The 11701-nt window shown below is 62.4% G+C and carries 11 protein-coding genes; 4 read left to right on the forward strand and 7 right to left on the reverse strand.

Features of this window, described 5'->3' with window-relative positions; all coding sequences use genetic code 11:
• Positions 1-4: 4 nt before the first annotated feature.
• The 3 genes from CLU92_RS26360 to CLU92_RS27920 form a co-directional block, all read right to left on the reverse strand.
• Positions 5-511 carry a MarR family winged helix-turn-helix transcriptional regulator gene (locus tag CLU92_RS26360; protein ID WP_101484275.1) on the reverse strand — a complete coding sequence of 169 codons (507 nt, stop codon included), beginning with the start codon at positions 509-511 and terminating at the stop codon, positions 5-7.
• Between the two features lie 73 nt (positions 512-584).
• Positions 585-1997 (reverse strand): efflux transporter outer membrane subunit, encoded by a 1413-nt coding sequence (locus CLU92_RS26365; RefSeq protein ID WP_101484276.1) that lies wholly within the window; start codon positions 1995-1997, stop codon positions 585-587.
• Between the two features lie 126 nt (positions 1998-2123).
• Positions 2124-2438, reverse strand: a complete 315-nt coding sequence (locus tag CLU92_RS27920; protein ID WP_166674906.1) for a DUF4148 domain-containing protein — start codon at positions 2436-2438, stop codon at positions 2124-2126.
• A 288-nt stretch (positions 2439-2726) separates the two neighbouring features.
• Here CLU92_RS27920 and CLU92_RS26375 point away from each other — a divergent pair, with 288 nt between their 5' ends.
• From CLU92_RS26375 to CLU92_RS26385, 3 genes are all read left to right on the forward strand, one after another.
• The gene (locus CLU92_RS26375) at positions 2727-3053 is read left to right on the forward strand and encodes a hypothetical protein (RefSeq protein WP_101484278.1); all 327 of its coding nucleotides are present in this window, start codon (positions 2727-2729) and stop codon (positions 3051-3053) included.
• Positions 3054-3181: 128 nt separating this feature from the next.
• Positions 3182-3499, forward strand: coding sequence for a hypothetical protein (locus CLU92_RS26380; protein WP_101484279.1), 318 nt, complete (start codon positions 3182-3184; stop codon positions 3497-3499).
• 78 nt (positions 3500-3577) lie between these two features.
• Positions 3578-4066, forward strand: coding sequence for a DUF2244 domain-containing protein (locus CLU92_RS26385; RefSeq protein WP_166674905.1), 489 nt, complete (start codon positions 3578-3580; stop codon positions 4064-4066).
• Positions 4067-4071: 5 nt separating this feature from the next.
• On the opposite strand, the gene mgrA is transcribed toward CLU92_RS26385, so the two are convergent.
• The gene (gene mgrA, locus CLU92_RS26390) at positions 4072-5112 is read right to left on the reverse strand and encodes an L-glyceraldehyde 3-phosphate reductase (protein ID WP_101484281.1); all 1041 of its coding nucleotides are present in this window, start codon (positions 5110-5112) and stop codon (positions 4072-4074) included.
• Between the two features lie 117 nt (positions 5113-5229).
• On the opposite strand from mgrA, the gene CLU92_RS26395 reads away from it, so the two are divergent.
• Positions 5230-6792 (forward strand): CYTH and CHAD domain-containing protein, encoded by a 1563-nt coding sequence (locus CLU92_RS26395; RefSeq protein WP_101484282.1) that lies wholly within the window; start codon positions 5230-5232, stop codon positions 6790-6792.
• 60 nt (positions 6793-6852) lie between these two features.
• Here the strand turns inward: CLU92_RS26395 and CLU92_RS28520 are convergent, their stop codons facing one another.
• The 3 genes from CLU92_RS28520 to CLU92_RS26410 form a co-directional block, all read right to left on the reverse strand.
• Complete coding sequence (locus CLU92_RS28520) at positions 6853-9138, reverse strand: bifunctional diguanylate cyclase/phosphodiesterase (protein ID WP_101484283.1); 2286 nt, start codon at positions 9136-9138, stop codon at positions 6853-6855.
• A 400-nt stretch (positions 9139-9538) separates the two neighbouring features.
• Positions 9539-10117, reverse strand: a complete 579-nt coding sequence (sodB, locus tag CLU92_RS26405; RefSeq protein ID WP_071078930.1) for a superoxide dismutase [Fe] — start codon at positions 10115-10117, stop codon at positions 9539-9541.
• 211 nt (positions 10118-10328) lie between these two features.
• On the reverse strand, positions 10329-11348 hold the full coding sequence (locus CLU92_RS26410) for a LacI family DNA-binding transcriptional regulator (protein ID WP_101484284.1): 1020 nt from the start codon (positions 11346-11348) through the stop codon (positions 10329-10331).
• Positions 11349-11701: the final 353 nt, after the last annotated feature.

An 11701-nucleotide genomic window follows, 5' to 3' on the forward strand; every position in this document is an offset into this window, starting at 1 on the left:
GCTATCAGTTCTGGTTGTTGAGATTGTTCAGGTTGCGCAACTGGCGCATGTACAGCTTGTCGAGCACTTGCAGCTCTTCGTCCGTGAACCCTTCGTACAGGGCCGAGGTTTCCTGGTACACGTCGGGCAGCGCCGTTTCGATCAGCGTGCGGCCCTTGTCGGTCAGCGAAATCATCACCGAGCGGCGGTCGCCGGGGCGCGTGCCGCGGTGGATCAGGCCGCGCGTTTCCAGGTCGTTGCACACGCGTGTCAGGTTGGCCGGTTTTTCATGGCACGCCATGCCCAGGGTGCAGGCGTTCGACGTTTCGTCGTCCGTGCCGTACAGTACGGCGAGCACCATGTAGCTGGCATCGACCAGGTCGTGCTTTTTCAGCGCGGCATTGGTCAAGTCCTTCATGCCTTTTTGAATGTGGTACGTCATGCGCAACAGGCGCATCAGTTCCATGGGGAAGCCTGGCATGCGCGTGCGGATGTTTTGCAGCCGCTTGGAGGTGGCGTCAAAAGCGGTCATGTCATATTCCTTCATGTGTGAATAAAGCTCCGATTGTATCTTGTTGAGCCATGGCAATGCCAGGATTGCAAGCTTAGATCCCGCCTCCTAATGCATTCATCAAGGAAACGTACAGGTCCAGCTCGCGCGCTCCATTTTGCGCCTGCTGCTGCTCTTCCGCCAGCAGGGCCACTTGCGTGTTGAGCATGTTGATGGCGTCGCTCATGCCGGCCTTGTAGGCTTTTTCCGCCAGGTCGCGCGCGCGCTGTGCCGTGGCCAGCGCCTGCACCGTCAGCTGGTGCTGTTTTTCCAGCGATTGTGCTTTGGTGACGGCATTCGCCACCTCCGACATGGCGTTGATGACGGTGGCGTTGTACTGCTCCACGGCACCGTCGTACACGGCCGTCTGGCTGCCCAGCTGGGCGCGCAGGCGGCCGCCGGCAAAGATGGGCAGGCTCAGCGCGGGCGAGATGCCACGGATGTCCGAGTTGGCGTCAAGAAAATGGCTGAAGCCGAAGGCCTGGAAGCCGGCAAAAGCCACCAGGTTGACGTTCGGGTAAAACTCGGCCTTGGCCGCATCGATGCGCTGCGCCGCCGCTTCCACCCGCCAGCGCTGGGCGGCGATGTCGGGCCGGCGACCGATCAGGTCGGCCGGCAGGGCGGCGGGGATGGCCAGCGGCTGGTCCAGGCGCAGCACGGGGCGCGTGAGCGCCGCGCCGGCTGCCGGCCCCTTGCCCGCCAGGGCCGCCAGCTGGTTGCGCAGCAGGGCCAGCGACTCGGCTGACTGCTCCAGCTGGCGGCGACCTGCGGGCAGAGTAGTTTCGATTTGCGCCACGTCAATATCGGTGCCGATGCCGGCCGCCTTGCGCTGGCGCGTGATGTCGAGGATGCGGGCGCGCTGCGCCAGGCTGCGTTCGATCACGTCCTGCAGCTGGAATTCATACGATAGCTGGATATAGGTGCGCACCAGCGCCGTTTCCAGGGCCAGGCGGGCCATCTGCGATTCGGCCGAGGCCATCTGCACGTCGCCCAGGGCGGCGGACAGGGCGGCGCGGTTGCGTCCCCACAAGTCCAGATCGTACGAAGCCGTGACGGTGGCCTGGTTGCGCCAGGCGTAATTGCCGGCCAGGGGCGCCGGCGTGCTGCCGTGCTGTGAATACAGTTCGCGGTTGATGGAGACATTCGCGTCCGCCTGCGGGCGGGTCTTGTCCTCGGCCGCGCCAGCCAGCGCCTCGGCCTGGCGCACGCGCGCCTGGGCGCCACGCAGGGTGGGGCTGTCGGCCAGCGCTTGCTCCATCAAACGGTTCAATTGGGGGTCATGCAAATCTTGCCACCATTGTGCGCGCGGCCACTGTATGGCGGCGCTGGCGGCGGCATCCATGGCCTTGCTGGCCGCCAGCTTGTTGGCGTCGAGCATGGCCGATTGCGGCGCGATTTGGCCCATGTCGGCGCAAGCGCTCAAGGCAAGGATCAGGCTGGCGGCAAGCAAACAGCGGTGCAGGGACATGCAGTGACTCCGGGAGGCGATAGTGTTGGGGGTGCTGCTGACAGCTCGCCGCGGTGAGCGTCGGGAGTGGCCCGAGTGCTGCGCCGCAACTGAGTTGTTACTGACTGAAACCGGCTGACTGGTTTCTTATTGCACGACGTGCTTGGTGGTTTGCGCGACATCAAAATCCGCTTCCGTTTGCGGGATCAGGCCAGCCTTGCGGGCGGCGTAGAACTCGGCCATGACTTGCTCGCGCGTCACCTTGCTGGTGGCGGTGGCCGGCGTTTTCGGATAGTCGACTTCGCTGGTGGCGATTTCGCCGGCGTTGCGGGCACGGATGTATTCGGCCGTGACTTGCTCGCGGCTCAGCTGCTGGCTGGTGGCCGGCGCCGTGCTTTGTGCGAAAGCCGAGGTAGCGGTGGTGATGGCAAACAATGCTGCGATAAGTGATTTGGCTTGCATGATAAAACTCCAATATGTGCATGATGGCTGGGTGGATGGGCCGGCTCGCCACGTACCGGTCGGTTCGGCGGCAAGGCGCTGGTAGGCGCCTTGCCGCCGATGAAGCAGTTTCTGGATGAGAAGGTGCTTACTTGAATTAACTATAGCAATGAATAGTACATTTGTGAAGTACTTTTTGAAGATATTTGTGCGCCGCCGCATTTCCCCCCCGTGGAGAATGCCGTGCAGGCGTGCGCCGCTGGCTGGGCGAGGGGAGTAAGCTGGTTTTTTTATCAAGAGGAGTCAGCCATGAGCGGCAGCACACTCGATCCGGACAATTTGCCCGTCATGCCCGACCGTGTCCTGGGCAGCGGCCATGGCAAGGGCACGCTGGGGCCCAGCGACAGTTCTGACAGCGGCAGCGACATGCAGGGCGTGCCCGGCCAGGATGCAGAAGAGCTCGATAACGACAGCGATGCTGCCGGCACTGGCGATCGGGCCGGCGTGGAGCCCCACAACGGGGCACCCGATGGCGGCGACATCGACGTCGATCATGTGGAGCGCATGGTGCCCGTGCCGCCGGCAGAGGAGGAGGGCAGACCGCGCACGCCGCAGGTGCCGGCGCCGCGTCCCTGATCCGGGCGGCCGACTGAGAATAGCCGCCACGAATTACTGTCCCTCCTTCGCCTTCAGCGTAAAATGAGGTTAAGGCGGCGTGCGCGCCGCCATGGCCAGCCGGCCGGCACAGGATAGGATGTCAGAGGATGCAAACGCAGATGTCGGAAGAAAAAGAAAAAGACTTGATGTTGATGTACCGCGAGACGCGGCCACGCGAGTTTTTTGGCGAAAAAAGTAACACCAATCACCTGGCCTGGAGTTTGCTGGTGGTGTTGCTGGCGCTGGCGTTCTGGCTGGTCGTGGCCCTGGCGGCGGCGGAAAACCAGCGCTATGCCCTGGCAACGAAGGCTTGCCAGGATCGCGTGTTCCCCGCAGAGATCGACACGTCTTGCCTGAAGCAAGTCAAGTCGCGCGATCACTGGTGGCAGCATGTGGGCCATGCGCTGGTGCGCATGGGCGCCTGAGCCGGGCGCGATCCGGCGGAACTTGGCCGCCGCGCGAGGGCGATGATACGTCGATGGAGCGATGAGGCGGGAGGCGCCATGCCACGCGATCATTCGCGCGAGCAGCCGCAATGGCTGCTGGCGCGCTACAGTGCCTTGACGGCGCGCCAGTTGCTGTGCGCCTATGGCTTGCTATGCCTGTTTTCCCTGACGATTGCCGCCGCCTTTGCGCTGCGCGGCCTCTGGACCATTCCCGCCTTTTCGTTCGCCGAACTGGGCCTGGTGGCCATCGCCCTGCTGCATTACCTGCGCCATGCGCGCGACTATGAGCATATCGCCCTGCGCGACGGCGAGCTGATCGTCGAACAGGTCAGCGCCGGCCACTGCCGGCGCCACCACTTTTCGCCGTGGTGCACGCGCATCGCCGTGCCGCAAGGGCCGCGCCAATTGATACACATCAACGATATGCGTGATGCTACACGGCATGTGGCGGTGGGCGTCTTCGCCACGCCTGAACGGCGCCGGCAGGTGGCGCAGGAGCTGCTGGCCCTGCTGCCACCGCCAATGTCGCCGCCAGCGCCGCCGTGACTGCGTTACACGGCCCGCGACGGGCCTTCCCACAGGTTGATATGGCCTTCGCGCGCCTGCACGTCGATGGCGGCGAGCTCGTCGGCCGTGAACGTCAGTTGCTGCAGCGCTGCCACGTTTTCGCGGATTTGCGCGCTGCTGCTCGCGCCGATCAGGGTCGAGGTGACTCTTGGGTCGCGCAGCACCCAGGCCAGCGCCATCTGCGCCAGCGTTTGCCCCCGCTGGGCGGCGATCTGGTTCAGCGCGCGCACGCGGGCCAGGTTTTCCGCGCTCAGGTGCTTTTGCAGCAGCGAGCCGCCGCCGGGGCGGTTGACGCGCGCATCTTGCGGCACGCCATCGAGGTACTTGTCGCTGAGCAAGCCCTGCGCCAGTGCCGTGAACGTAATGCAGCCCATGCCTTGCTCTTGCAGGGTATCGAGCAAGCCGTCTTCCTCGATCCAGCGGTTGAGCATATTGTAGGCCGGCTGGTGGATCAAGCATGGCACTTTCCACTCTTTCAGCAGGGCGGCCGCCTCGGCCGTCTTTTGCGGCGAATACGACGACAGGCCCACGTACAGCGCCTTGCCCTGCTGCACGGCGGTGGCCAGCGCGCCCATGGTTTCTTCCAGCGGGGTGTCGGCGTCGTAGCGGTGCGAATAAAAGATGTCGACGTAGTCCAGGCCCAGGCGCTGCAAACTTTGGTCCAGGCTGGCCAGCACGTATTTGCGCGAACCGCCACCCTGGCCGTACGGACCGGGCCACATGTCCCAGCCCGCCTTGGTGGAAATGATCAGTTCATCGCGGTAGGGCAGAAAATCATCGCGCAGCAGCTTGCCGAAATTGCTTTCCGCGCTGCCATATGGCGGGCCGTAGTTGTTGGCCAGGTCGAAATGTGTGATGCCCAGGTCGAAAGCCGTGCGCAGCATGTCGCGCTGCGAGGCCAGATTGTTGCTATCGCCAAAGTTGTGCCACAGTCCCAGGGACAGCAGCGGCAGTTTCAGCCCGCTGCGCCCGCAGGTGCGGTATGGCATGCTGTCGTAGCGGTTCTCGGCGGCGTGGTAGGTCATGGCATCTCCTGGTTGAATGAAGCGCTTATTTTCGCGCAAAATCAAGGTGTGCGTGCGCCTTGTACGCGACCGGGCACGCCTTACAATGGGCGTTGAGGAATCTTGCAAGGAGCGGTCATGGAAATCGAATTGAAATTGTTGCTGGCGCCGCAAGACGCACCCCGCCTGCGCGCGCACCCGCTGCTGGCGCAGCTTGCGCAAGGCGAGCCACTGGTGCTGCAGATGCACGATATGTATGTCGATACGCCCGATTTGCAGCTATGCCGTCACCAGGCGGGCTTGCGCGTGCGCCAGGTCGACGGGCGCTGGATGCAAACCCTGAAGGCGGGCGGCAGTGTCAGCGGCGGCTTGCACAGCCGCCACGAATGGGAAGGCGAAGTTCCCGGGCCGCAGCCGGACCTCGCCGCGCTCGACTCCGTCATCGGCCGCAAGCAGCCCATCCGAGCGCTGCTGCGCCAGGACGCCATCCGCGACGCTTTGCAGCCCGTGTTTACCACCCGCATCAAACGCACCGTATGGCAGCTGCGTACGCCGCAGGGCGACCAGATCGAATGCGTGCTGGACCAGGGTGTTATTGAAAGCGGTGCCGATGGGACCGTGCGCAGCGTGCCCGTCAGCGAGATCGAACTGGAATTGAAACAGGGGCAAGCGGCCAGCCTGTTCGACGTCGCGCTGGCCCTGCTGCAGGACGTGCCGCTGCAGCTGGGCCACCTGAGCAAGGCGGAACGCGGCTACCGCCTCGCAGCGCCGCAGCCTTTGCGCGCCGTCAAGGCGCAGAGCCTGGCGCTGGACGCGGCCATGTCGGTGGAGCAGGTGTTCCTGGTCATCGCCGGCAATTGCCTGGAGCAGGTGAGCGGCAACCAGGATGGCGTGGCGGCGGGCGAGGACGTGGAAAGCGTGCACCAGATGCGCGTGGGACTGCGCCGTTTGCGCTCGGCGCTGGGCATGTTCAAATCCCTGCTGGCGCTGCCGGACGCCTTGAAGAGCGAACTCGGTTGGCTGGGCGGCGCGCTGGGCGAGGCGCGCGACGGGGACGTGTTGGCTGGCAATACCCTGGCGCAGCTCGATGGCGAGGCGGCCACGGAGGTGGCGGCGCTGGTAGCGGCGGCGCACGCGCAGGCACGCCGCAAGCACGTGCAAGCGGCCAAGGCCGTCACCTCGGCGCGCTACACGGCTTGCATGCTGGGCTTGCAGCGCTGGCTGCAGGCGCGCGCCTGGCGCGACAGTTGCTCCGTGCGTCAAGTGCGGCGCCTGGACGCGTCTATCTGCCCGTTTGCCCGCGCTACTCTGCGCAAGGATCAGCGCCGCCTGTTAAAGCGGGGAAAAGACTTGCCGAAGCTGGCGGCGCCGGCGCGCCACCGGGTGCGCATCGCGGCCAAGAAAGCCCGCTATGCCACTGAATTTTTTGCATCCTTATATGACGCAGGGCAGGTCCGGCGCTACGTGAAGCGACTGTCCGTCTTGCAGGACGAACTGGGCTGGCGCAACGATATCGAGGTGGCGGACGGCTTGCTGCGCGCGCTGGCCGAAATGCAGCCTGACCTGTTGCAGCCTGCTGCCTATGTGCGCGGCTACCTGGCAGGGCAATTGCAGGGCGGTGCAGGCAAGGCGCTGGCGCGGCCATGGCGGCGCTTCGCGGCCGCCCCTTTGCCGTCGAAGGGCAGCATCGGGCAGGCCTGACAAGCTTGTCGTCCCTTGCAGCCTGTCCCCATCGTTGAACTCATTTACTGCTGGCACTTCTCATGAACGCAGACGGCGTTGATCGTCGTCGCATGGCGCAGCATGCGAGCGGCGCTGCACAAATTTTTCCAGGTCCATGAGCGTCAAGGGACGGCTGAAGAAGTATCCCTGGTAGGCGCGACAACCGTAGCGCGCCAGGAAATCACGCTGTGCCAGCGTCTCGACGCCCTCTGCAATGACGGCGATGTTCAGGCTGCGAGCCAGGGCGATGATGGTTTTGGCGATCGATGCGTCGCTAGGGTCATGCGTCACGTCGCGGACAAAAGACTTGTCTATCTTTAACTGGTCCAGCGGCAACCGCTTGAGATAGGCCAGGGAAGAATAGCCCGTGCCAAAATCGTCGAGCGAAAAACCGACGCCGTGCGCTTTGATTGCGGACATCTTGGCGATCACGCCGCCAACGTCGGACACCAGCAGGCTCTCGGTCAGCTCTAGCTTGAGAAGATGTGGGTCGGCGCCGCTGCAAGCCAGTGCAAACAGCACCTGATCGACAAAATCGTCCTGGTTGAACTGGCGCACGCTGACATTGACCGCAATGCTCAGATGGCGCATGTCGGGATGTCCGGCCCAGGCGACCAATTGTGCGCAGGCCGTTTCAAGCACCCATTGTCCCAGCGGCAGGATCACGCCGATTTCTTCGGCCAGCGCAATGAAGTCGCCTGGCGGCACCAGTCCGCGCAGCGGGTGTTGCCAGCGTACCAGCGCTTCGACGCCGGTAACGCCCCCACGGTGGTCGATTTGGGGCTGGTAGTGGAGTATCAACTGGCGGCATGGAATGGCGTCGCGCAAGTCCGTTTCCAGCGCGGCCCGTTCCAGCATGGCCACCTCCATGGCGGGATCGAAGAAGCGCAAGGCATTGCGTCCCACCGCCTTGGATTTGTACATGGCCAGGTCCGCCTGCTTGAGCAGATCGTCGATGCTGGTCAGATTGCCCATGAAGAGCGTCGCGCCGATACTCGAGGTGCTGCGGTGGGTGACCTGGTTGAGCCAGTAGGTCTGGCTCAGTTCCTGCAGGATCTTGTTGCCGACGATATCGACCTGGGCCGCCGCCTGTTCCGCATTCACATGCAGGTCCGTCAGCATGACGACGAACTCATCGCCGCCCAGGCGGGCCACGGTGTCGCCAGCGCGCACGCAGCCGACCAGGCGCCGCGCGACTTGATTGAGCAGGAGGTCGCCCATGTCGTGCCCAAGCGTGTCGTTGAGTGTCTTGAAGTTGTCCAGATCGATGAACAGGACGGCGCCATGGTTGCCGCTGCGCAGGCTGGCCTTCTTCGCCTGCTTCAGGCGGTCCAGCAGCAAGATGCGGTTGGGCAGCTTGGTGAGTTGATCGAAGAAGGCCAGTTGCTGTATTTGCTTCTCTGTCTTCTTGCGTTCGGCCCGCCGCAAGCGGTGCCGTTTTTGTATGATCAGCAGCCCGAGCGTGCTGAAAATGGCAACCAAACCGAACAGGACGCTTTGCGCATACAGGCTCTGGCGCCACGGCGCGAACAAGACCTCGGTGTCGCGGCTCACGGCGATGCGCAGCGTCGTCCCGAAGAGGGGCGCGCTCGATGGCACATTGCGCTCGGCGACCATGCGCTGCTTGTCGGCGCCGCGCGGTAACCCGGGCATCTGGGCGTCAGTCCGGCGTGTAGACGCGAGGTACAACTGACCATCTTCGCGTGAGATCGAGCTATGGACATCGCGCGCATAACGAATCGAATCGAGCAGGTCGGAGAAATAGGCGGGCGCCAGGCTGACCATGACGATGCCGCCAAAGCCGCCCTGAAACCCGCTGATGCGGCGGCACAGGCTGATCGCGCCGGGAGCGGCGGTGTTGCCAGGCGGTGCGCTAACGTGCAGCAATTGCGGATCGGCGAGTCGCATGGCTTTCTGGAAGCAATCGTTTTGCCTGAAGTTTTCGTCCGCCAAGCCGGCGTCGCTGCCCGCCACCACCTGCCCGTCAGGACCGATGACCAGGATGGGACGGATGCCGATCAGCGCATCGCTGATCACTTTGAGCGAGTGATTCGCCCGCCGCAGGTGATCGTCTTGCGCCTGCCAGGCCGCCAGTTCGTCGATGATGCTGTCGATCACGCGCTTGCTCAACTTCAATTGCGGCGTTAAATTCTTTTCCACGATTTCCGCCTGCATCGCCAGTCGCTCGTGTTCCTGCGTATCAATCCGGTGATATTCCTCGTACTGGGTGAATCCGATGAAGCCGGCCAGTGCCGACAACACCATGGCGTGGATCAGCCATTGCTGGAAAAAGTGTTCATTTTTGATGTGCTGCGGTGCGGACATGGAAGGTAGGGGGAGGTTCTGGCGCGGCAGCCCGTTGCCACTGGCTTGCTTTGGCCCGGATGGCCAAATGCTTTTGTTGCAAATGAGAAAGTGTAGCGGGGCATGCGTAAGCAAAATGTAAATTGCTTGGTCGGGCACGTAAATATTTCGTAAATTCCGGCCCTGTCATCCCGCAACCATTTGCATGCGCAGTGCCAGAAGGGGGATGGATCTACCTGGCAGGTGCGCGGTGCCGGCCTGGTCCAACCTGGCCTGCGTTACGCGCTGATGTGAAGCATGCGTTCACATGTAAAAAAGGAAGTTATTACCTTACGGTAAAAACTTCCTTTGAGAAAATATGACAATTTTCATGTCATATTTTTATGTCAAAATCTCGTTGACGTTGACAAGAGAAACGCGCTTACGCGAAGTTCTTGGCAACGAATTCCCAGTTGACCAGGCCCCAGAACGTTTCCACGTACTTGGCGCGCAGGTTGCGGTAGTCGATGTAGTAGGCGTGTTCCCAGACGTCGCAGGTCAGCAGTGGCTTGTCGCCGGTGGTCAAAGGGCAGCCGGCGTTCGAGGTGTTGACGATGTCGACGGAGCCGTCGGCTTTTTGTACCAGCCAGGTCCAGCCCGAACCGAAATTGCCCACGCACGACTTGGTGAATTCTTCCTTGAACTTGTCGAACGACGACCATTTGGCGTTGATCGCGTCAGCCACGGCACCGGTAGGAGCGCCACCGCCGGCCGGCTTCATGCCGTTCCAGTAGAAGGTGTGGTTCCATACTTGCGCAGCATTGTTGAAGATGCCGCCCGACGATTTCTTGATGATCTCTTCCAGCGACAGGTTCTCGAACTCGGTACCCTTGATCAGGTTGTTCAAGTTGGTGACATACGCCTGGTGATGCTTGGCATAGTGGTATTCCAGGGTTTCTTTCGAAATATGCGGCGCCAGAGCGTCCATTTCATACGGCAGTGGTGGCAGAGTATGTTCCATGTGATGTCCCTTTGTGGTGAGTGTTCGGAGTCTTCCGGCCCGGGCCGGAGGGTTGAGCCTTGCGTGCTTGAACCAAGCATTCTTGCTGAACGAGCCACTATTGTAAAGCGGATGCGCCATTGCTGCAGATTCCGGCACGCGTCGCGGATGCTGGTAGCGTAGTGATTCTCGTTTAGCTTAAGTCGCAAGGAAATGGTCCCTGCCGCAAGCCTCAGCGGATGCGCCGCGTGGTTTCTCGCACAATCAGTTCCAGGGGCGGAATGGCCGCCTGCACCGCTTCCCCATTGATCAGGCCCAGTAACGCTTCGGTGGCGATGCGGCCGATGTCATACAGGGGCTGGCGGATGGTCGTCAGCGGCGGCGTCGTGTAGGACGAGCCGGGCAAGTCATCGAAACCCACGAGCGAGATATCGTCGGGCACGCGGATGCCCTTGCGGTACAGGCACAGGCGCACGCCATAGGCGGACAAGTCGTTGGCGGCAAAGACGGCGCTGAATTGCTGTTGTGTCTCGAACAGGTGGTTCATGGCCAGCATCCCACTTGCCTCGTGGAAATCTCCTTCCGCCATCAGCTTCGGGTCGATGGCGATATCCGCCTCGCGCAGCGCGCGCTGGTAGCCCGTCAGGCGCTCGTTTGCGTCCGTATTGTTGGCGGGGCCGGACACGAACGCGATGCGGCGGTGGCCCAGTTCCACCAGGTGGCGCACGGCCAGGTAGGCGCCGTATTCGTTGTCGAGCTTGAAGCCAATGGCGCTTCTGGTCGCCAGCAGGCGGCCGGTCGAGACGATGGGCCGCTGCTGCGAGAAATCGAGCACGCTCTGGTCCGAGATACGCCCGGACAGCAGGATGATGCCATCGACCTTCCTCGCCAGCAGCAGGCGAATGCGGTCGGCCTCTTCCTGCGCATTCCAGTGCCCGCTGACGATCACGGACGCATAGCCCGTGTCTTTCAGACCGTCGTCCACGCCGCGCAGGCTTTCGTCGAAGAAGGGGCTGGAAATATCCTGCACCACGATGCCGATGGTCATCGAGCGGCCCTTTTTCAGACCCTGCGCCATCTGGTTCGGCGCAAATTTCATCTGCGCGATGGCCGCCAGCACGGCGTCGCGCTTGTCGTCGGAGACCCTGGCCGTGCCGTTCAGAATGCGCGAAACAGTGCTGGGCGACACGCCGGCCTGGCGGGCCACGTCGAGCAGGGTAGAAGGGGGAGCAGCGTGGGCGCTATCGTTCAAGGTGATTCCTGGGTGTCAAGATGGCTGGTTGTCAGTGCTCTGAAAACCTTTTCAGTGAAAGATTACCATAAACGGCCGATGACGACCGCAGGTCGGCGCAGGTCCGGGCAGGTCAGGGTAGGTCGGGTTAGCCCGCAGGGCGTAAGCCGACACAGCGCAGCCAACAAAGCGCAGGAACCATGCTTTTGCCGCCAACAATGCGTCGGATTACGCGCTCACGCGCTAATCTGAACCAGATGTGAAAACGTTTTCACAAAAAACAACGGCAGCTCAAATGACGAATTTTTGCATTTTTTCATAGGAGAATCCGCGCCACGGCGTGCAGCTTGCCATGCTGCCCTCAATAAAAATGA

Origin of the sequence: Janthinobacterium sp. 61, assembly GCF_002846335.1 — a bacterium.
Classification (GTDB): Bacteria; Pseudomonadota; Gammaproteobacteria; order Burkholderiales; family Burkholderiaceae_D; genus Janthinobacterium.